The 20,766-nt window shown below is 31.6% G+C and carries 20 protein-coding genes and 2 tRNA genes; 5 read left to right on the forward strand and 17 right to left on the reverse strand.

The features are described from left to right. Nucleotides 1-698 precede the first annotated feature (698 nt). Both ACAM25_RS06100 and ACAM25_RS06105 read left to right on the forward strand, forming a co-directional pair. A complete protein-coding gene (locus ACAM25_RS06100; protein ID WP_369611426.1) occupies nt 699-2,099 on the forward strand; it encodes a Piwi domain-containing protein in 1,401 nt (466 codons plus the stop codon). A 14-nt stretch (nt 2,100-2,113) separates the two neighbouring features. Next, a complete protein-coding gene (locus tag ACAM25_RS06105) occupies nt 2,114-2,809 on the forward strand; it encodes a hypothetical protein (RefSeq protein ID WP_369611427.1) in 696 nt (231 codons plus the stop codon). A gap of 112 nt (nt 2,810-2,921) precedes the next feature. Here ACAM25_RS06105 and ACAM25_RS06110 read toward each other — a convergent pair whose 3' ends face one another. From ACAM25_RS06110 to ACAM25_RS06125, 4 genes are all read right to left on the reverse strand, one after another. Next, a complete protein-coding gene (locus ACAM25_RS06110; RefSeq protein ID WP_369611428.1) occupies nt 2,922-3,971 on the reverse strand; it encodes a hypothetical protein in 1,050 nt (349 codons plus the stop codon). Between the two features lie 672 nt (nt 3,972-4,643). Next, a complete protein-coding gene (locus ACAM25_RS06115) occupies nt 4,644-5,777 on the reverse strand; it encodes a hypothetical protein (protein ID WP_369611429.1) in 1,134 nt (377 codons plus the stop codon). Then, nucleotides 5,774-6,325 (reverse strand): hypothetical protein, encoded by a 552-nt coding sequence (locus ACAM25_RS06120; protein WP_369611430.1) that lies wholly within the window; start codon nt 6,323-6,325, stop codon nt 5,774-5,776. Before ACAM25_RS06120 ends, ACAM25_RS06115 begins: the two co-directional genes overlap by 4 nt. Nucleotides 6,326-6,327: 2 nt before the next feature. Then, the gene (locus tag ACAM25_RS06125; RefSeq protein WP_369611431.1) at nt 6,328-6,828 is read right to left on the reverse strand and encodes a hypothetical protein; all 501 of its coding nucleotides are present in this window, start codon (nt 6,826-6,828) and stop codon (nt 6,328-6,330) included. 794 nt (nt 6,829-7,622) lie between these two features. Between ACAM25_RS06125 and ACAM25_RS06130 the strand changes: the two genes are divergently transcribed. Continuing rightward, nucleotides 7,623-8,690, forward strand: coding sequence for a hypothetical protein (locus ACAM25_RS06130; RefSeq protein WP_369611432.1), 1,068 nt, complete (start codon nt 7,623-7,625; stop codon nt 8,688-8,690). A gap of 6 nt (nt 8,691-8,696) precedes the next feature. On the opposite strand, the gene ACAM25_RS06135 is transcribed toward ACAM25_RS06130, so the two are convergent. The 4 genes from ACAM25_RS06135 to coaBC form a co-directional block, all read right to left on the reverse strand. Further along, nucleotides 8,697-10,106: a Piwi domain-containing protein gene (locus ACAM25_RS06135; protein WP_369611433.1), complete on the reverse strand. Its 1,410-nt coding sequence runs from the start codon at nt 10,104-10,106 to the stop codon at nt 8,697-8,699. Continuing rightward, nucleotides 10,106-11,155, reverse strand: a complete 1,050-nt coding sequence (locus tag ACAM25_RS06140; RefSeq protein WP_369611434.1) for a hypothetical protein — start codon at nt 11,153-11,155, stop codon at nt 10,106-10,108. Before ACAM25_RS06140 ends, ACAM25_RS06135 begins: the two co-directional genes overlap by 1 nt. A 931-nt stretch (nt 11,156-12,086) precedes the next feature. Next, a tRNA-His gene (locus ACAM25_RS06145) sits at nt 12,087-12,161 on the reverse strand. Between the two features lie 45 nt (nt 12,162-12,206). Then, on the reverse strand, nt 12,207-13,433 hold the full coding sequence (coaBC, locus tag ACAM25_RS06150; RefSeq protein ID WP_369611435.1) for a bifunctional phosphopantothenoylcysteine decarboxylase/phosphopantothenate--cysteine ligase CoaBC: 1,227 nt from the start codon (nt 13,431-13,433) through the stop codon (nt 12,207-12,209). Between the two features lie 38 nt (nt 13,434-13,471). On the opposite strand from coaBC, the gene rimI reads away from it, so the two are divergent. Further along, nucleotides 13,472-13,975: a ribosomal protein S18-alanine N-acetyltransferase gene (rimI, locus tag ACAM25_RS06155; RefSeq protein WP_369611436.1), complete on the forward strand. Its 504-nt coding sequence runs from the start codon at nt 13,472-13,474 to the stop codon at nt 13,973-13,975. Here the strand turns inward: rimI and ACAM25_RS06160 are convergent. The 7 genes from ACAM25_RS06160 to ACAM25_RS06190 form a co-directional block, all read right to left on the reverse strand. Beyond that, on the reverse strand, nt 13,955-14,368 hold the full coding sequence (locus ACAM25_RS06160; RefSeq protein WP_369611437.1) for a hypothetical protein: 414 nt from the start codon (nt 14,366-14,368) through the stop codon (nt 13,955-13,957). The genes rimI and ACAM25_RS06160 overlap by 21 nt on opposite strands. Continuing rightward, entirely contained in the window at nt 14,352-15,248 is an 897-nt protein-coding gene (locus tag ACAM25_RS06165; RefSeq protein WP_369611438.1) for a triphosphoribosyl-dephospho-CoA synthase, read from the reverse strand. Before ACAM25_RS06165 ends, ACAM25_RS06160 begins: the two co-directional genes overlap by 17 nt. Further along, complete coding sequence (locus tag ACAM25_RS06170) at nt 15,217-16,134, reverse strand: nucleotidyltransferase (protein WP_369611439.1); 918 nt, start codon at nt 16,132-16,134, stop codon at nt 15,217-15,219. The genes ACAM25_RS06165 and ACAM25_RS06170 overlap by 32 nt, the downstream gene beginning before the upstream one ends. Next, nucleotides 16,098-17,000 (reverse strand): DUF1464 family protein, encoded by a 903-nt coding sequence (locus ACAM25_RS06175; protein ID WP_369611440.1) that lies wholly within the window; start codon nt 16,998-17,000, stop codon nt 16,098-16,100. The genes ACAM25_RS06170 and ACAM25_RS06175 overlap by 37 nt, the downstream gene beginning before the upstream one ends. Further along, on the reverse strand, nt 16,997-17,551 hold the full coding sequence (locus tag ACAM25_RS06180; RefSeq protein WP_369611441.1) for a hypothetical protein: 555 nt from the start codon (nt 17,549-17,551) through the stop codon (nt 16,997-16,999). The genes ACAM25_RS06175 and ACAM25_RS06180 overlap by 4 nt, the downstream gene beginning before the upstream one ends. Nucleotides 17,552-17,582: 31 nt before the next feature. Then, a complete protein-coding gene (locus ACAM25_RS06185) occupies nt 17,583-18,236 on the reverse strand; it encodes a hypothetical protein (protein ID WP_369611442.1) in 654 nt (217 codons plus the stop codon). 103 nt (nt 18,237-18,339) lie between these two features. Further along, nucleotides 18,340-18,438, reverse strand: a tRNA-Met gene (locus ACAM25_RS06190). 382 nt (nt 18,439-18,820) lie between these two features. Between ACAM25_RS06190 and ACAM25_RS06195 the strand changes: the two genes are divergently transcribed. Then, entirely contained in the window at nt 18,821-19,342 is a 522-nt protein-coding gene (locus tag ACAM25_RS06195; RefSeq protein ID WP_369611443.1) for an adenosylcobinamide amidohydrolase, read from the forward strand. A gap of 4 nt (nt 19,343-19,346) precedes the next feature. Here ACAM25_RS06195 and ACAM25_RS06200 read toward each other — a convergent pair whose 3' ends face one another. Next, entirely contained in the window at nt 19,347-19,790 is a 444-nt protein-coding gene (locus tag ACAM25_RS06200; protein ID WP_369611444.1) for a GNAT family N-acetyltransferase, read from the reverse strand. Between the two features lie 42 nt (nt 19,791-19,832). Continuing rightward, nucleotides 19,833-20,543: an ABC transporter ATP-binding protein gene (locus ACAM25_RS06205; RefSeq protein ID WP_369611445.1), complete on the reverse strand. Its 711-nt coding sequence runs from the start codon at nt 20,541-20,543 to the stop codon at nt 19,833-19,835. Nucleotides 20,544-20,766: the final 223 nt, after the last annotated feature.

Below are 20,766 nucleotides of genomic sequence, written 5' to 3' on the forward strand. Positions count from 1 at the left end.
GCGCTGACCCAGACCCTCTCCATCCCCCTATCATATTATACTCCTCCCTTTCTAATTAAGCTTATCCTCCTAGAAAAGTAATTACAACTGTGGTAGTCTTTCTATCTGAAGATTATGAAATCGGGGCGGGAGTGGTGTTGAGTTTCCCGGCATCTAACAGTGACGAAGAGGGACAGAACTGACCCCTGTTTTCATTTTCTCATTTTATCTAATTAAGCTTAAACTACTTTATCCATCTTTCTCGGTTTACTCCCCAGTTAACTACAAATATGTGCAAATTCCTTCAAGATGGAAGAAGTTACCAAAATTTTTTGGAGGAATGATGATGGAAAAACTCCGTTTTAAACATGTAGGTATTACCTATGATGAAAATTTTTTCTCCGTTACTTACACATTAAAACTAACGTTTGGTAATATTTCATGTCCATTGGTATTACTATAAATATACGTATTTTCATTCGAAAATAAGTAGGAGTTGTTTAGGAGATTGTTGGTAGTCTTTATTTTTAAAAAATAAAGGATAATACACAATCTTCCATTAGATATAGATTTAAGTCAGGAGAAAAGAAAAAGATTAGGAGGGGCTCGGAGGTGTTGTAAGAGATGTCTACTAATAATTCAAATCAAAACCAAGCTAATAACTTTAACGTTATATTTAGCGATGTTGATGCGACTTGTAATGTTAAAGGTGGCATAAAATGATGACAAGCCAAACTGATTATGTTACACAACTTAATGAGGCGACTATAAAAGTCATTTTAGGGAGGAACGCCAAGCATCATATTCCAGAATTTATAACAGTGTTAAAACCTTATAAAAAAGCCGATATTAGCATAAGGGTATTAGCGTTAGGTAATATTTCTGAAGAGTACAAGAACATAGTAGCAAAATTGTTAGATGGCCTTTATAATAGAGGGAAAGATCCTATTAGTGGCAGTCCTTATCAATGGCCTTATCTTAATTCTAGAGGCTCGAATTTAAGCAAGGTCTTTAATATTAAATATGAGTTCGACCAAAATCTGGAGGTAGTTAACCTTGATGAAATAAAGAAGGACATATCAAATTTTTTTGACTACACTGATAAAAGATATACTGTACACCTAGTTGTTGGTGAAGAGAAATCATTTAACCAATTTCATGATATACTCAAGGTATACGCTAAGATAGAAGGAGTTAGATTACAATTCATTAAATTATCTACTCTTCGAAAAATTTTTCATAAAATGTATAAGTATGCTATTCCATTGAATCTTGCTATCCAATTTTTAGCTAAGAGTGGAGATGGTACTCCATGGATCCCAGACCAAGAAGTATATAAAGAGATTTCGAAGGAATATGGTATATCTAACGGTCTAGTCATTGGAATATCATTCGCTAGGCCGCATGAGAAAATAGTATACGGTGTTGGTTTCTTCTCAACTTTTAATAATTATTATCAAAAGTTCGAGTTAGAAGAGTTCGAGTTAGAAGAATCATTGAATACCTCAGAAGGACTGTACGTTCCAAAAGATAAGATGGCAGATCTACTAGAGAAGGGACTTAGATGGTATAGAGAAGTAGTTCATTCAGATCCACCATTAGTTATTATTTATAAGACTTCACCACTCCATAAGGAAGAAAAGGAGGCAATAAAAGACGTACTAGGAAATACTAGATGGGTATTCATTCATGCACAATATACTACTAGTGAAAGACTTTTTGATACTTCTAAAGAAGATTTTTATGTCGAAAGGGGTACGGTGTGGGTACAGCGAAGAAATAAATGGAAACCAGAGTCAGATGATTTTTACCATAGCAAGGTTACAATTGCAGCTACTGGTTACATCAAGCCTGTTATCCTAGGTAAGGTACCTTATATACCACCATTAGGAACCCCAAAACCGATTAGGTTAAACATATTTACTAACATAGATATTAACCCAGAAGCTGTAGCTAAAGTAACACTCCTCCAAATTAAGGCTGATTGGGAACATCTAAACATTAAGTCAAGAAAAATAGCAGTTCTTAAGTACTCAAATAGATTTGCAAGACTCTTACAATGTGCGCTTAAAAATGGTATTGATGGTTTTAGAAAAGCCGATATAAGGGATATATTGTAAAGGACGTGATATACATGGTTTTGGAAACTAATGTTTACATATCAGACAGTGAAATAAACGAGATAAGTCTTTCTTGTGTCGACCTAAAAAACGAAGGAGATGCTTATAAGGTACTTAATGAACTGGCTGAAAAAGGGATTTTTGCTGTCCCAAGGGAAAACAAATTATACTTCACAACATTAGAAGAGGACGAGAAGACTAGGAAAATACTTGAAGAAGTGCTAAGTAAAATAGATGTTAAGCCTTCAATACAAAAGGACTGCAAGAAGATAAATCCAGAAGAAAATATAGATTACTTCAGAATAATCATGTCTAATGCAATCAGATACCATATATTAAATAAAAGGAAACTAAGCTATCAACTACCAAACACAGGATCTGGAATCTATATATGTACTGAAAAAGTAAGAATTAATAACATAGAGGTTTGTAGGGGATTAAGATTAACTATTGATGTGTTTGATAATAGGGTTGAAATTAGTGCTGAATACAAAGTTAAAGTTCTTAATGAAAATAAGAAACTTAGTAAAGAAATGATAAGAAAAATTAGGGAACTCAGCCTCATTAAGCCAAAGAATAGGTATAATTATATACTCGAAGTTATGAAAGATCTTTTTGAAGATCATGATAGTATCACTATACAAATATCACAAGACATGAGAATCAACTTTAGAAGAATGGATTTTCCTTTTTATACAACTTCAAATTGACTGAAAAGAACTAAAACGTCTATTCCATTTCTATGTTAACAAAATCTATATGACCTCTTCAGTAGAAGTCGTTCAACCTAAGGAGATAAAAACTAACCATAAAATATGTTATTTAATTTGATGATTTATTTTCCTTCAATTTGTCAGAGATAAGATCATATAGGAAAAATACAAATGGTGGAACAGTTACTATAATCTCAATGATTTCCTTTGAAGGTAATGAAATAAATGGTAGTGCTAAAAGTATGCTAATTAAAATTAATAGAATTATTAAATATGTCTTGAGTGTCCTAATAGTTTTCTCAAGTTTTTCACTATTTTCAATTAACTTCTTTGCTTTTTCTGAACTTTGACCTACAACATATACCGTTTTATCAAAATCAAGTTTTTTAAGTGCAATAAGGAGAATAAACAGTTTTTCATTTGGTGGTACTTCCTCAAATGTAGGGTCATATTCAATTCCGAGGGACTTGAAATACTCTTGTACTTCACTTATGAAACTAATTTTACCTAATTCGTTTAGTATACTCTCCTCTTGTATTCCAGAGCTAGATCCGAATAGTAAGTATGCAAGTGTTGCCTCTAACAAGTTACTTCTATCAAATACCTCATTTATATTAATATCAATGCTGTATTGTTGGTTCTGTAGTTTGTGATACAAATAATAATATAAAAGAACCTTTTTGTTAGAGTTAGCAAACTCATGTATGTCTACATTTAAATATGCCAGTAAGAATCCTAGTTCTTCTGGGTAAGGAGCTCCGGCTATTTTATAATATGACCTCTTTTCCAGAATCTCTTTCAACTTTTTCTTAAGACCTCTTATATTTTCATTGTCTTCAGTCTTTTCGATTATGTATAGATATATTGCAGTAGCAAGGCCTTCCTCCCAATTATCCTCTATAAAAGCTGGGTACTTGAAATAATAATCCACTTTCTTATTTATTTCCTCCAGTAAGCTGTCTCTTTCTGGTGCACCTAAATCAAATTCACCCGAAACATATTTAAATAAATATGCCCAGGCCCTAGTTAGTTCAGATGTATCTACCCTTAATAAGAGATTATCACCAATTCTTTTTAATTTAATAAAATAAGGGGCATAAACCACCCTGGGTTTAATGTCAGCGTTAGTCTTATTTTTTCTGAGATTACCTAATAGCATTAAGCATTTTACCTGTATGTATTTATGAAAAGCTAAATTATATTTATTCTTTAACCCTGCATGGTTTATAAAAACATCTTTATCTTGAATAATACCATATTAGAAGTTAGCAAATTCAACAACTACTATTTACTACTACTAAGCTTATGATTGAATAAGCAATGTTTCAGCTATTTATGTGTACGTAAGGATCCTTCCTTCCTCCCCTTCCTCTTCCTTCTCTACATAAAAAATCTCTAAAAAATGTAAAAAATTCAATTAGCTTATAATTAGCTAAAAATTAGCCTACGTAAAAATTCAAGTTTGCAAATTGTTTTTTCTATCTCTTTTTAGGTGAGTAGTAGTTATACCAGCTATAGGATTTTTAGCTTTTTACTGGGGAGTAAACTGAAAAGTTTACATTGTAGATAAAAAATTAGAAAAAGACTAGATAGGCTGTTTGTTTATTTCAATTTGTTTCTCTCAGTTTACTGGGGAGTAAATTGCCATAATTTGCAAACGTTGATACACAGAAAACTTAGGTTTAATGTTCCGGGCGGAGTAGATCACGATGGTAGTACAATATCTGGCTTCTCCCCGCCACAGACTTTCTGCCCTCATTTATGTAATCATGAACATAGAGCGATAACGTATAATGACTTTCCGGAAACAATAACATTGGTAATCCTCAGCTCATTCCCACTTTTGATTTAAGAGAGATCTGAAAGTATTAATGATAGTGGGATTAGAGGAAATTGGATCTTTATGAAATTCCTCAAAGTCCTTATTTATAATCAACGAATTTAACATCTTAGTCAGAGAAACTATTACTCCGAGCTTATCTTCTGAATTCTCCCTTGCTGCCTCTTCAATACGGGTTAAAAGATATTTTGCCGATTCCTTATCTGGACCTGTAAATTTGTCAATAAAGGATTTTGTTTCTGATAGAAATCGATCATCATTAACAACATCTTGAAGATTTCTGGCTTCGTGTGTTACTGGATCAACAATGAAACTTTTACGAAATCCCTCTTCCCATATTTTTGGCATGGGAAGAGGCTTCTTACTCGTAGTTATCCTAACTGAGGAACTATAAGATAATATGCCTGGAAAGAAATACCTAAAAATTGATGTGCTTTCCATAACTTTTTGTCTATTAGGGCTTAAGGTAACCGTAAAAGATTCTGGTAGGCCGGTAACTATAGGGATAATGTTGTTAAGATTTAGTATTTTGTTGAATTCAACTAAATCTCTCCATATTTTGTTCAAGGTGTTTATTCTCTTGTTGAAAATAATTCCTAACATCTTGATTCTGGTATTACTTATCACGTTTTTAGCTATCTCCGGATCAAACCCTATTATAGGAACGATATTTTGATAAGTCTTCGCAAAAGAAGAGATGATATCTTGGATTGATGATCCCTTTAATTTATTTAATGGTAAAAATAATAATGGATTTTCTATGTCCTTTTGAAATTCTATCACACCATTTAAGAGACTTCTTATTTTTTCAACTTGAGACAGTTTTCCTTGAATAGACGGAATAACAAGAAATAGCTTATTGTTATCTGACATTAACTTCTTCAATTCGTATATTTTATCAATCAGTTCAGCCTTTAACTCGGGCTTAAAGGGGATATTAACCAAAAATACGTGGTCAGGGATGTATAAATTTGCTGGAGTATATTGTTTCGAAATGATCTCTTTTCTCGATAGAGCCTTTATAGGTAGTAGTATTTCCTTACCATTGATTGTTAGTTTATACCCCCTTACATAGAGACCATTAAGCTCATATCTATATAAATCTGAGATACTGATGTCTATCATCCCTTACCCCTACCCCACTTAATTTCTTTGAATTTATCTTTGATTTTTGAACGCTCCTTATATTGCGGATAATTAGCGTAAACGTACCTTAATATTCCTTTTACAGTATACTGATCAATACTTCTCCTGAATAACTTAAAGTCCTCTAAGTCTTTTCTCCTTATCTTTTCCTCAATAATTGCTTGAGCTTCCCTCTTTCCTTTCTCAGTTAATGAAAATGCTTCTGTCTCTTTACCATACTGCCCCTCTACTTTGATGAAGTTTGACCAGACTAAATTATCCAACTCTTGAGTAAGAAGGAAACTATAAGGACCATAGGAGTATGGTATAAAATGAGGGTCTTCGTAAGTATATCCTTTTTTATCCAATTCCTTGTAGAATAGAAAGAGCCCTTTCTGGTATTTTATTCTAGAATATATAGGCTTATCTGGTGATAAGCCGAACAAAATTAACACTACATCAGATATAAAGAGATCTACTTTTTCAAACTCCTTCCCTTCAGCCTCATCCAATGTATAATACCTAGTTTTATCTGGGAGCTCTCTCATACTCACACCTCTATTGGTTCTGGACCAGGACATACGTACTTGTCAAGTTTTTTCTCGTAATAACACGTAATATAATATCTTTTTTTAGTACGTTTATACTCAAAGATATAATCATAACTAAAAATCTGTCTCTTCTTAATAAAATTGATAAACTGGTTTATAATACTTGTTGGATCTTCTGCCTTTAGAGAAGCGTATTTGCTGGCAAATGCTAATCGTTTAGTAAAAGCTACATAATTATTATTAAGAAAATCTTTGTAACGCGTTATTCCAAATTTTGTATTAAGATAGCGTAATATCGATTCATTAAATTCCATATGATTTAATAGATAATTAAGATCTGGTTTCTCTATCCAAAACAATCTGTGGCATACACCACAATAATATGGAATGCCTAGCCTGGTAGGTCTTGAAAAAGTAATACCCACTCCGGAAGCAGATATATTAGTAAGTGACAGAGGATTCATAGTAGCACCACAGTAAGGGCATTGTATTGATGACAAACTATTATACCCCTCCATAGTCTAATCACTAATATATCTCCTATGGAATTGAAAGAGATCCTGGCAAGTGCCAAACTATTTACCCTATGAATATTTCGTTATGGTTTTAAATAATTCTTCATGATCATCATACAAACTTAACTGGGGAGTTAATGAGATTTTAGAAAAATAAGTAGCCAGTGTTGAGCTTTTTTAGCATAGAAATGTGTGAAATTCGAGACATATTATTTACTACTACTTTCCTCTAAGGAATTGAAAGACTGTTACAGATGAGCCTCATCTGTTTTGGATGAATGAGCTCTATTTCGTCTCTTTCTTCTTCCTCTTTTTTCTTATCATAAGAAATTTCCTAAAAAATACAAAAAAATTCAATTAGCTATATAGTTAGCTTAAAATTAGCTGATGTTAACTGGGGAGTTAAGCGAGTAAAAAGGATAGTAATATTATTCCTATTATACTATTAACAATAATTCCGATAAAAGTGAAATATTCAAATATTTGCCCAAACAGAATTAGGACGGGATAGAGGAATAATGAATTGCCCCGGAAACTGACCGTGATGAGCAGGGTCAGGTCTGATCCCTACCCCTAATTACATTATATTTCTTCTTTTCTAAATAAGATTTTCTCACTAGGAAATGTTAGGCTTATTGTTTTTTGATAAAGAGAATATTTTGTCGGCTATTAGGAGAGTAATTAAAACGACAAACTAAGGTCTTCTTACTACTCCGTAATTTCTAAACTCAAACAAACTTGAAAAACATATTAACTTTCTTATTTAGTTATAGTTATACATGATTAGTCCTCGCTCATCTCAGACTCTTTTAGATGCGTTAGATAGAACTTTAGAAATTTTACATGATCAGACCAAAGTATGTGAACAACTATCTGATAACATAATTTATTTGTACATTTATGATCTGATCTGTAACAAACAAGAATCAGAAAATTCTAATAATATTAAACTACCTAGGCCTTATTATGCGTACATAATCATAGCGTATCATCTGCTGTTCTATAGAGGGCTAAGCAGAGCACAAAAACTGCTAACAAAATTATCTGAAGTTGAGGATGAAATGGATGATAATGAAAGAAGTGCATTTAAAATGATTATGGCTGTTTCTCAAGAAGTAGAATATATAACGAAATTTAACGAGTTGACTAAGAAATCTTTAACAAAAAGAGATGAGTACACTGAAGCACAATATTCTCTAAATCGAATTAAAATGGAGTTAGATAGAATACCCGTAAATGAATATAGTTGGGCAAGTATATTTAAAGAGATACTCAAGCTTAGAGTAGTATCAATAATAGATAGTAGTCTTATAAAGAGTGCGGATAATATAAATAATTCAATAAAGGACCTTGAAGCAGAAATTATATTAGACGAGAGGCTAATTGACGGATACAACATAATTTCTCTTTCAGGAGATTATATAAAATCTTCAGTCTTGGAATATTTCAAAAAGGAATTAGATATTATAAAGAGTCAAATTATTAATGTCTTAAAAGAGAAGGAAAAAGTTGATGATAACCTTAACAAAATATATTGGTTGCTATCTAGAATACCAAAACTAATATCTATATTAAGTTTTATGGAATCAAAACTAGGATCCATACAATATATTCTTTATATTCTTTATGCAGCGATTATAGCATTTGTGGGAGAACGTACATATCAAGGTTTCCTATCATCACATTTACAGATTATTGAGATTATTTTACCTATTATTAGTTTGATCGTATTTATATTTCTAGTAATTATATTCTTCTTAGTAATACTCTTTCGCATCTATAAGAGGAAAGCTATGAAGATAGAATTAACATTCTTTCATAAGCTCGAGGAATTAGGAAATCAATAAATCTTTTTATATAAACCACATTACTTTTTTAACATTTTCTGGTAGAGTCTTCTCACTAACCCTAAAAACCCTAGATGTTAAATAAGCTATTTCTCTTGAGTACCTAGTAGTTATTGGTTCCTTTAGCATAGGATTTTGAACTGATACATAATTAAGTCTAGCCATTGCGAAAACAGTCCTAATTAAAGTAAGATCATCAAGGTTACTTTCATCAAGATTACTTTCATTTTCTAGTTCGATATGCCTAGATACTAACAAAAGTGTAGGTAATCCTCTAAATATGTTAGCCTTCGTCTGTTGATTCGAAATCTTAAAAGTTCCAGTAGTGCTTAGAGCATAAACATTATTTTTCAATTTAATAGTTAATCCTATAGGTGGATACCATGAATTTTCTCCAGACTTACCTTGATATTCACTAGAATCATCAATTAACACAAGGTCTGAATAATTTATTTTCAAAACGAATATGATTACTCTTGAACCTAATGAATTCTTTGCCTCTTGAATAGCTTTTCTTATTTTTTCATCATCATCTCTTCCTAGTTCCTTTCCTGAATAATGAATAATGACTATATGATCTTGTACACTAGACTTGCTTGCAATATCTTTAATATATCTAGAAATTATTTCACCAAAACTAGTTGGTACGTTATTCGAATCGAGAACATTACTATCCCCAAATACCCATACACCATAAGAGTCAAAAACTGAAACATAACCAACATAATTCTTATTATTTAACGGATCTCTAGATAAACCTAGCCCGATAATATGAAGAGAGATTTTCCCGCTCAATGTTCTCTCCTTAGTTACTGGACTTTGAGCCAGAGAATAAGGCACCCCGCCCATCTTTACAAACAATTGGATTGCCATAGGCAGAAGCGACCATATATAAATGGAACTGTTCTTTAAAGTATCCGTTGTTACTATTTGGGTAGGGGACGAAAGTTCGCCTAGTTCTGGATTGAGGAAATTTGCTTTCACCCTATAATATATACTATCTATTTCACTTCTTGCAGTCTTAGGAAGGACAATTAAAGGAAAAGTCTTAGACTCATAATTATCCTCATATACTGATAGAATCTTATTAGGATCATAATCGTTTCCAGAATCATAATCAACTACTTGAAAATCTATATTAGTTCTAAAAATATTGTTAAATCCTTTGTAAACTCGCCAATTATTACCTTCTAGTCCATTTTTTAAATCATTACTTAGCGATTTGCATGAATCTAAATTCTCCTTTTTACAGATTATTAATATCTTTTTATATCTATTTACACTGATATTTTTATCATAATGTGATGAGATTGAAAAAGGGCCATAGAATGTAATGTAGTATGGATGAATATTTACATTGCTTTCACCAAATCTTAATAAGAAATCTGATAATGAAAATCTATGAAAAATTTTCATTATTCGATTACCTCCAATTTAGTTGGTATATCATATCTAACTCCACCTATTACCATTAAATCCTTAAGTAGATTAGATAACCTTTCTAAATTTTTTTCATCTAACATGATTTTGTAAAATTTTCGAGGGGTAATTAACATACCCAAGTCTCTTCGGAAGGCATCAAAGTTCTTACATAAATTATTTTGGATAAATAATCTTGATCTCTTAAAATTAGGATTTATTTTTATCAGATATTTATTTTTCCACATTTTGGGATCAATTGGAATGCTTATCTGATTATTCTCGTCATCTGGAGAACTCAAAACTATTCTATTCTCTTCAATACGTTCAATTGTATACACTTTATTTTTCGAATTGGGATCAGCGAGAAAGTTTACTTTAACTCCCTTTAGAGAGTCAATTTTCCCTTCCTTTCCTAATATACTAAGAATATATTCCAAATTTAATTCCATATTAATTCCATATGATAAATTTATAACTAAGTGTAGGAGTTTTTCATCTCTAATTTCGCTCTGCATTATGTTAAATGTAAAACGCTTAACTACTTGACATAAGTTATCTTTCTTTTCACCACATAGACAAGGGTATTTACCACAAAAACTATCAAAATACCCATCTGAAATCTCTAAATCCACTGCTTGCTGATGAGTAAACTCTAAGCATAAATCACTCCCTATTACCTTTTTTTGACATTCATACTGTCTTAATTTTTCATTATTTCTAAAGTCTTTCTTTAACTTGTTGATCAACAACCTAGAGGCTATAATAGAGTTAGAATCATACTGTTTCTTAACAGCATCTTTTATTTCTGGGAATTGTTGTAACTCTTGCTCACTCAGTTCTCCGTTAGCAGAAGTAAAATATATTCCAGCCTTAATATCCTCATTATAGTCATTAGTAAATACAGTAGCAACCAATGAAGAACTACTTTTGTTTATCTTAGACCCTATCATAGTGATATCTTGCCTCGGGACTTTAGAAGGATCAACATAATACACTGTTAACACATCTAGATTCGGGATAAGTCTAACTGCATTAATGTACACTATACATCACCATCTTATCCCATAAAACTCACATATAGTAGTAGATCAGAAATATTAAGTAATTTTTGGATACCACTGAGTATACAAATTTCTATCCATATCGAATAATTAACAAGTAATATACTTTATTAGATTACAGAGTTACAATGAGAAGAATCCTTTAATAAAGTTTAAGGTCTACAATATGTAGACTTTTCCTACATGATGAAGAAAGCATAGTAAATGGGATTAACTATTACTCTCCTCTAAGGAATTATGAAAGAGCAAAGCTTAGATAGCTAATAGTCTACTTATTTAAGCACTGCTTAACCACATCTTTTATCTCATCGGGTTTAGCTTCACATGTACGATATGCTTGGCTTATACTTCCTAGCACCTCATTATCATACTTTATTATCATAGTATTTGTAGATACAGTATTAAACTCGATACTATACTTTCCATCTTCAAAGGGTCCCCAAAGTGTAACTAAAAGTTCAATATTATAATCATTGTTAAAGCATTCTATAAAAGCCGTCGAAAACTGTTTTCGTTAAAGCGTGAAGTTTAAATACTTTGCATTCTATATATTTTTTAGATTCCCATCACAGATGTGGATGGTAAATTCCCGAATAGTGGTGGGGAGAAGGAAAAAACTTAAGATGTGCGGGTTTCCCTCGCTATAATGCGAGGTGGGGGGTTTCCCGCGAAAGGGACGGAGAAGAATGATTGGGCAACCATGACTTCGGTGAAATCCAAGGGCCGAGAATAAATACAATGAAATTCAATGAGACCCAAACCCCTTTGTCTCTGTTCATCTGTTAATTTTTCTACTTGTATCATAAAATCACCCGATTCTATTATAGTATAATCTTATGTTATTCTTTTTTCGTCATATGTTATGCAATTGGAATAAGACCGGCGGAGTTCAGTGAAAATTATCGTAAAATAGGGCTCGGGCCGGGACTTGAACCCGGGACCTACGGGTCCACAGCCCGTCGCTCTAACCAGGCTGAGCTACCCGAGCCAGTCCATTTATTATTATAATCTCCTTCTTTTTAAACTTACTCTCTTACTTAGTCTTGTATTCTTGTTTAACTATATCAAGTATCTCTCTAGCTATTATTGTTTTATAATTTTTATTTATCTTTTTAACAAAATTCTTACCAATTACTATGACCTCATTGTAATCTGAGGAAAATGCGATATCTCTCCTAGATGCATTATTGGCAATAATTATGTCAAATCCATGCCTTTCTTTCTTTAATTTTGCTTTTTCTATCAATTCACTATCATCATTTACTGTCTCTGCTGCAAATCCTACTAGAAAAACATTATATTTTCTAATTACACTAGATATTTTTATTGTTTTCTCTAGTTCTATTTTTGGAACCTCAACATGGCTATCTATTTTAGAAGAAGATGTATTCTTAAACTTATAATCTGCTGGTGCGCCAGCTAAAATTACAATATTATACCCCTCTTTAACAAATTTTTCAACTTCATTAGCCATTTCATTAGTAGTTTCAACACTAACTTTTTTCTTAACATATGGCTTTAAATGAGAGCTTAAAGGGCCATGAACTAGAACAACGTCAGCACCCCTAAAATAAGCCTCATTAGCTATTGCAACACCCATAGTACCACTACTTGGATTTGATATAAACCTCACTGGATCTAAGTATTCTCTAGTCGGACCTGCAGTAACAACAATCTTATATCCTTCTAAATCTTTTCCCCTAAGTAATAAAGTCGAAATATAACTTGCAAGATAATCTATGTCAGGATAATGAGCAACGTCTCTGACTAAGAATGGTTCTATTACTATTACCCCAAGTTCTCTTAGTTTATTTAAATTACTAACCATTTGAGGAGAAAAATACATTGGCAAATGCATAGCAGGAACTAATATTACTGGCTTTTTAAGCCCAATGAAGTTTAAAGCTGTAATTGTTACAGTAGTATCTGCAATACCATTAGAAATTTTACTTATTGTATTTGCTGTTGCTGGAGCTATTACATAAGCATCAAAATCCTCCGCTAAAGTAACATGTTCTATTTCGCCAGTAAGCTTAGTAACAACTGGGCTACCAGTTGCCCATTCAAACATAGAAGGAGAAATTAACTTTGTAGCATCCTTACTCATAATAACTTTAACTTCGGCACCTAGTCTCATTAATGTCCTTACTAAATCAATAGTCCTATAAATGGAAACACTTGCAGTTACGCCTACAACAATCTTTTTGTTAGAAAGCTCTGAGGATATCTCGCCTATGATCTTTTTTGACGGATGACTCATCAGTCATAAATTTATACTTTGGATAAAAACCTTATATCATGGAATATGCAGAAGCAAAAAAAGGAAAAGAGTTTAAGGTTAGAATTGCTAGAATTACTGATATTGATGAAATAATAAAAATTAATAGATTAGCTTTACCTGAAAATTATCCATATTACTTCTTTGTTGAGCATCTAAAGGAATATGAAGCAGCATTTTACGTTGCTGAGGTTGATGGACAGATTGTAGGATACATTATGCCTAGAATTGAATGGGGATTTAGCAATTTAAAACAGTTACCTTCACTAGTAAAGAAAGGTCATGTTGTTTCAATAGCAGTACTAGAACCATATAGAAGAATGGGAATAGGTACTGCACTTCTCCAAGCATCGCTAAAAGCTATGAAAGAAGTTTATGGTGCTGAGGAAGTTTATTTAGAAGTTAGAGTAAGTAATACACCAGCAATAAACTTGTATAAAAAATTAGGTTTTAAAGAAGTAAAAATCCTAAAACATTATTATGCCGATGGAGAAGATGCATATTTAATGGCAGCACCTCTTTAACTCGTACTTCTCTCCATCATATATTACATAATAGCCTTTTTCTATACTGCCAACAGAAACTATCTGTGTTTTATTGATATAATATGTCTTCTGCTCCTCAAGATGACCATGAAGTACGATTTCCGGTAAATTAGATAAAATTTGTCCTAACACTAACTGAGATCCTCTAGGATATCTAGGCGGAAAATGAGTTATTACTTTCTTTGAGGTAAAAGAAGTAGAAAGATCCAGGATTTTGTCAACTAATAAACCATTCTTTCTTAGGTATTTTTGAGTCGTAATATCCTCCATTTCACCTAATATACCATAATAATTCCTTATGTATTGTGGACACTCAACATCTCCTAATCCAACTATAGCATCAACATCTAAACTGTTAAGAAATTCGATCACATCCTCTTTGCAAGGTACCCGTGTAATTAAGGCTATTCTTCTTATACCATTCATCAAGATAATATAATGCGATTCCAGTAGCTATTATATCTGCTGTTGATCCAGGGTTGAAATTGTTTTTAGTTAAAAATTCATCAAACTTTTTTACTAAATCTAAAGAATAATTATGTAAAATTTCACATGCATATTTTGACACAGCTATAGCAACAAAACCACCATATTTCCTAAATATAAGTCCATCTGGGATTTCACAGAGAATTTTTATAAAACTATACACTACACCTTCCTCTATTCCTTTCGATTTAATCTCTTCTACTACTTCTAAAGAATATTTGTAATCAAAAATCATATTTCTAACTGAGCTATCGATTTCTGCCGATTTAAGGAGAACAGAATATAAATCATATTTCTTAAGCTCAGTATAATCCATATTACTTATCTTGCCTAAGTAACTTAATTTTAGTTCCTTAAGCGTTAAAGAGAAATAGTAAGAATCGTTCTTATTTAATGCCTTTATAACTTGTGATGTTTTTGAAAGAGTATCCTTCAAGGAAAACAAAGAAGAATAAGCAATAGGCAATAATTGCATAGCTGTGCCAAAAATCGAGAAATTAAAATTAAGCCTTTTACTTTCTATTACTGCTTCATACAGTAACTTATACAGACTAAAATACTCTTTTTCTCTTCTCATTTTACATGCTTCTTTATAAAAATCCTTCATGACTAACGCTGAGTAGATAAGGTCGGAAAAACTTACCGACTTAATATCCTTAACTCTAGATGCATTACCTGGTTTATCAATGAGTGCTTCGTCAATAGAAGCTCTAGATAGAAGAAAACTTATATTCTCACAGTAATCTTCTAACATATCCTTTAACATTCCTATCACCTATAATTAGAATACTCTCACCATTATTACATTCCATAAGCATACCTCTTGCATGAATCCTTTTGGACTTAAATAATAACATTGAATATATACCCTCATACGAAGTTAGAGTTTTTGGAGTTATTTCACCTTTAAGTAAAGATATATTATCCAAGACCACTATAGAAGGATAAAAAATTGAATATGTATTATCAGAAATATCAGCTACAATTTCTCCTTCTCCTACGTTTTTACACACTTTATCACAGTATTTTAAAGGGTAAGGGTATACAAATAGAAATGAGTACTTTACCCCTTTATAGATTCCTCTAACACGTAAGTCATATAACTCTTTTGCATCTTCAATTGATATACCATAGTTCTTGGAGGTCTCTAGAATCCAATCCTCATCTCTTTCAAAACCGTTAAATGAATTTAGAAAATCCAATCCATCTTTAATCCCATAAATTACAAAGTCTATGTCTGAGGAAGAATGAGATATACCAGCTAAAAGACTTCCTGTGATTCCAATATTCCTAACCCCTATTTTATCATAAATTTCTAAGGCTATATTTTCTAGGATATTTTTGGGACTTTTAATAACTTCTTTTATTTTATCTTCTGGTCTTAAATGCTTCAAAACATTTGATTCATAAATTATAGGAAAAGAAACATTATAGCAAGGTTCATAAACAAACTCTTGATTTACTTTCAAAAGATTATGAACACCGTAATATTTTAATGCTCTTTCATATCCTTTCCATATTCCTTTACCAGTATAAATATATTTCAAATATGCATAAACATATCCGAAAGGATTAATGTTTGAGTAAACAACGTAAATGTTTCCATCTTTTCCTATTATAATGTCTTTATCAAGGAAATAATCTCTTCCCATCCTTTTAATCTCACAAAAGAAATAGCGTTTCCAGAGCTTTTTAACATATCTAAATATTTCCTATAAACTCCACCACCTATTGCATTAGCAATATAAGCAGAACCTACAGCAGCTTCCTTAAATTTAACCTCAAACTTCTTGCCGAAATCCAATTCATGTTTCTTCTTTCCAGAAACAATTATAGGTATTTCATACTTTGATGAATACCATTCAGCAATAATTCTTATTAACTCCTTACCTCTCTCCCAATTTCCATTAGTATAAATCACATCTTTAGTAATCTTTGCATATTTATGTAATAAATATGCAACCTCACCATCAATAAATCCAGCAGATGAAGGACCCGGTAGGATAGTACCACCGAAACCATCAATAATCTTACCGTTTAAAACAACTACTATTGCTGAAAAATTACTACCAGCTTCAACTAAAACAAAACTATCGTATAAAGTTCTATAGAAAAAAGCTGAAGCCACTTTATCAGCAGTACCCATATCTATCAAATTTATTTTCCTATATGTTGGAACACTTTCAAGTTCTATTACACTAGGAATTGTTACAGCATTAGTAAGCCATAAGGAACTTCGTATAAAGTTTCTTAATGGTCCTTCCTTTTCTGGGTCAGCTAAAGATAAAAGAAAAATCTCTCTATTACTAATCTTATTTACCTTATAAAATGGTAAACCGTGACCAGAAGGAAGGGCTATAATCTGCGGTCTTTCCTTGCTTATTTCCCTTACTAAAGAAAGAGAATAATGAGGAATGTTTGAGGTTAGGACTTCCTTATAAGATAATAAAAGGCCAACTTCACTAACAATAGCTATACCATAAGTCTTGCTACCCGGATCAATCCCAACAAATTTCATTTTTGTTCAATCTTCACTTCTACCATTAAATCACTTTTCTTTATTTCATAAGTAATTTCACTGTTTGTTAATTCCCCTTTTAGTAAATTTTTACAAAAATTCTCGAAATAATTTGCTATATTCTCATTTTCAAATTTATAAATAACATCTTGTTTATACTGAGAAGAATACATGTTAGCCTTCACTCCTCTTAAAAGTTGGGCTATAAAATCTAATATTCCAATTAATTTATTTATTTTTCCTTCTTCAGTTAAAGAAATAGTTGATATATAACTAGAAATTAAGAGAGATAAGTCTGCTGGAGTAATTAATGAAGTATTAATTGTTAAAGCTCCTACAGAAACTAAATGCTTTAAAAGTCTATAATAAACTTGAAGATAACTGACATCATCTCCTAAAGACCTATATAGAGAAATATATAAATCAACAGCAATATTAGTAACATCATAAACAGTTCTTCCTTCTTCATCCGCTATGTTCTTTAATTCTTTATACAATTTATCCTTCATAAAGCACGAATGTCTACTTTTTTCTTCAAAAGTTTCTTCCATGTATACAACTGTATACAAGAGGATAATAAACTTATTGATTAACCTTTAAAGTTAATATCGCAAATTGACCATTTTCACTTACTTGAACTTTAGATAAAGAAACTTTCAACTCCGATAATATATCACCTAGAATTTGAGAGATAATTTCTAAAAGGGGCTTATTTGCATACCTAGCTGTAATTCTGCATAGAATGTTTCCTCCACCAGAATTTTCACAATCAACATTATCGATTAAAAATGAAAGAAATGGAATGAAAGATATAACATTTTTAAGCTCACTTACATCATTTTCACCGACGATTGAAAGTGATTTAATATAATGCTTTCCAGTTGCCGTTGCTATTGATTGAAAAAGATACATTGCAGATTCATCCTTTTGAAGATAAGAATAGATTAAAGGAACAAAACTTGATAACAAAAATCTCATAGAAGCATAAGAGTGATAAATTTTAGAAAGATTACTTATATCATCCCAAGAGTTATGGGTCTTTAAAATTGCATCAATCTCTTGAAAAATTATATATAAAGTATCATCTACCTTGTCATTTATAGTCTTGTAACCATCAGATGTAAGAGAAGAAGTTAACTGACGTTTTATATGATCTTCAATACTATCCAAAAGCCGTGAATTTTCCTCTGACATTGGATGTAATTTTCTTGTCTTCTTTTCTTTCTTCTCTTTCACATTTTACTAAACTCTTTCAAAAGATATATACTCTTTCATCAGTGGCTGCCCACAAACTGTCATTATTCCATTCGGCTCTTTGTCATCATAAATGGAGGCGGGATAGCGGCGCCTGGATTTGAACCAGGGACCTCGGGGTCTCACCGTGGAGAACTTACCCACTTATGAGCCCCGCGGGCTAACCAGGCTACCCTACGCCGCTACTCAATCCCGCCGGATGTATTATTATTAACTAACATATTAAAGCTTTCTGTCTTAAAAGACATTATAATTAATTATATATAACTAACAGTTTAGAGTACTCTTTTAAAGAGGTGCCTATGAGTAAAATTAGTATATCTTACTTACAAAGAAATCTGAAGATATTAAAAATGAAATATGAACTCAAGGAAAAGCTAGGTAACGAAAGCAAGACTTACTTAATATCGAAATAATATTAGATTAGTATCCCTAACTTGAATTTAAATCTAGAGGTTTAAGTCTCATCAAAGAACTTAATTCTTCCAACCCTTATATAATAAGTTTTTGAAATAACCTAAACAGCATTATATTAACAATTTATTATGATAATATTATTTTAAGTTATGAGAGTTGTTAAATTTGATCTTGGAAAACACTACTTAACTTTATCCTCAGCTCTTTACCCAGAAGGAATTTCTTATGTGAATAATATAGTTTTAATATTAGTAAGTAAAGATTATTGTAATAAAAACCCTTGGAGTGATATAGAGAGATATAAAGAAAGAGGAAGCCTTGTATTTATGACAGCAGCTAAAAATTTTATCTTTGAGACATACGATAATATAAAACTCTTTATAAGTGCTGGAATTGGAGAAAGCGGAGAGGACGCTGGTTGCACAATAAATATAGGGGTTTTTGTAGATTATCCTCTTAACCTTAACGGGCTAATAGATTTAGTTAGAACCTTAACAGAGGCTAAATGTGGTGCTTTAAGAGATTTAAATTTACCATTCACTGGTACTGTTAGTGATGCAATAGCAGTAGGAAGCATAATCGGAGAAAATTATTTTGCTGGTCCTGGAACTGAAATGGGTAAAAAGATAGCAAAAATTGTAAGAGAAAAAATAAAAAAGCTATTATCTTAATTATTTATTTGAAAATCATTTTTCCACAATCTGCCTCTTCACTAACCTCTTTACAAAGTATTAGATCATCTTCATATGCATCAAGTAATTGTATAATTGTACTCTTAACATATTTCTTATTAAAAAGAGTATAACCTAGACTTTTAAACATTTTAATTGCAGGAATATTATCACTTTTAGTCGATGCTACTATAATTCTTACCTTTTTTGAGATAAAAACCTCTTCTGCTTTCTCTATTATCTTCTTTCCAAACCCTTTTCCTCTATAACTTGGCAATATACCTACATAGAATATTGCTCCAATATCCTTATATTTCTTCAATTCAGCAAAACCTATTTCTTTCCCACTATATTTTTGTATTAAGATCTTTGAAGATTTCATATTTTTAAGGGCATAATAGCTGTCATACCTTGAAAGAGAAGAAGATATTAAGTCTTCAATACTCATATTCTCGGTTCCTTTTGCTCAAACTAATTATTTCTATTAAAATTAAAAAACCTTTCCCTCCTTAATTATTCTTGCAACAATACGCTCTATAGGTTCATCCTCTTTCCCCATAGATCTTAATAAGGAGAAATCGCCTATCCATCTAATTGTACCATTCGATATAATTAAAACCTTTGTAGCCAACCTATCAGCAACCGATAAAATATGAGTAGAAACTAAAAGCGTAGAATTAAGTCTACTAAACAAATCAATCACTGTCTCTTGAGAAGGAATATCTAAGTAATTTAATGGCTCATCCAATAAGAGTAAACTAGGATTATGAAGAATCGCCATAGCTATTGCAAGCTTTTGCCTATTACCCCTCGAAAGAGTAGAAGCTTTATAGTTCATATATTGACGTAAATCCAACAAGTCAAGCAAATCATATATTTTACTTTCATCAACATCCCTTAAAGAAGCAACAAATTTCAAGTTATCAATTACTGATAGGCCAGGGAATGGATCTGCGTCTTCTGGTAAGTAACCTAGAATCTTTCTTACTTCAGGGGAGGAAGGATCTTTATCCATTATTCTAACTTCTCCCTTATCTGGTTTTATCAATCCAGCAAGTATCTTTAACATTGTACTCTTTCCAGCACCATTAGGTCCTAACAATGCCCATTTTTCATTACATTCTATATTAAACGTTACATTGTAAAGTGCAATAACATTACCATATCTTTTTGTTAGGTCCTTTACAGATATACAAAACATAACTATAAAATGAGTAGTTTTACAATATAATATTAGCTAACGTTCTAAAAACTTCATAGTGTCATCTTTTAAGTATAAATTTAGAGCGATTGAATGAAGAGAAAAAATCATAGAAATAAATTATACCTTTACTTATATAAGTATGCAAAATTTTTGACCGCGTAAACGCTATGTTAGTACTGATTAATCGTAAGTCAAAAATTAAGGAATAACTTAATCACTT

The organism is Sulfurisphaera javensis (assembly GCF_041154675.1).
GTDB classification, from domain to species: Archaea; Thermoproteota; Thermoprotei_A; order Sulfolobales; family Sulfolobaceae; genus Sulfurisphaera; species Sulfurisphaera javensis.

Excerpts from the sequence above, each read along its gene's own strand:
- ACAM25_RS06100 (WP_369611426.1), top strand. The coding sequence starts at position 699 with ATGATGACAAGCCAAACTGATTATGTTACACAACTTAATGAGGCGACT.
- ACAM25_RS06105 (WP_369611427.1), top strand. The coding sequence starts at position 2,114 with ATGGTTTTGGAAACTAATGTTTACATATCAGACAGTGAAATAAACGAG.
- ACAM25_RS06110 (WP_369611428.1), bottom strand. The coding sequence starts at position 3,971 with ATGCTATTAGGTAATCTCAGAAAAAATAAGACTAACGCTGACATTAAA.
- ACAM25_RS06115 (WP_369611429.1), bottom strand. The coding sequence starts at position 5,777 with ATGATAGACATCAGTATCTCAGATTTATATAGATATGAGCTTAATGGT.
- ACAM25_RS06120 (WP_369611430.1), bottom strand. The coding sequence starts at position 6,325 with ATGAGAGAGCTCCCAGATAAAACTAGGTATTATACATTGGATGAGGCT.
- ACAM25_RS06130 (WP_369611432.1), top strand. The coding sequence starts at position 7,623 with ATGATTAGTCCTCGCTCATCTCAGACTCTTTTAGATGCGTTAGATAGA.
- ACAM25_RS06135 (WP_369611433.1), bottom strand. The coding sequence starts at position 10,106 with ATGAAAATTTTTCATAGATTTTCATTATCAGATTTCTTATTAAGATTT.
- coaBC (WP_369611435.1), bottom strand. The coding sequence starts at position 13,433 with ATGAGTCATCCGTCAAAAAAGATCATAGGCGAGATATCCTCAGAGCTT.
- rimI (WP_369611436.1), top strand. The coding sequence starts at position 13,472 with ATGGAATATGCAGAAGCAAAAAAAGGAAAAGAGTTTAAGGTTAGAATT.
- ACAM25_RS06165 (WP_369611438.1), bottom strand. The coding sequence starts at position 15,248 with ATGTTAAAGGATATGTTAGAAGATTACTGTGAGAATATAAGTTTTCTT.
- ACAM25_RS06170 (WP_369611439.1), bottom strand. The coding sequence starts at position 16,134 with ATGGGAAGAGATTATTTCCTTGATAAAGACATTATAATAGGAAAAGAT.
- ACAM25_RS06175 (WP_369611440.1), bottom strand. The coding sequence starts at position 17,000 with ATGAAATTTGTTGGGATTGATCCGGGTAGCAAGACTTATGGTATAGCT.
- ACAM25_RS06180 (WP_369611441.1), bottom strand. The coding sequence starts at position 17,551 with ATGGAAGAAACTTTTGAAGAAAAAAGTAGACATTCGTGCTTTATGAAG.
- ACAM25_RS06195 (WP_369611443.1), top strand. The coding sequence starts at position 18,821 with ATGAGAGTTGTTAAATTTGATCTTGGAAAACACTACTTAACTTTATCC.
- ACAM25_RS06200 (WP_369611444.1), bottom strand. The coding sequence starts at position 19,790 with ATGAGTATTGAAGACTTAATATCTTCTTCTCTTTCAAGGTATGACAGC.
- ACAM25_RS06205 (WP_369611445.1), bottom strand. The coding sequence starts at position 20,543 with ATGTTTTGTATATCTGTAAAGGACCTAACAAAAAGATATGGTAATGTT.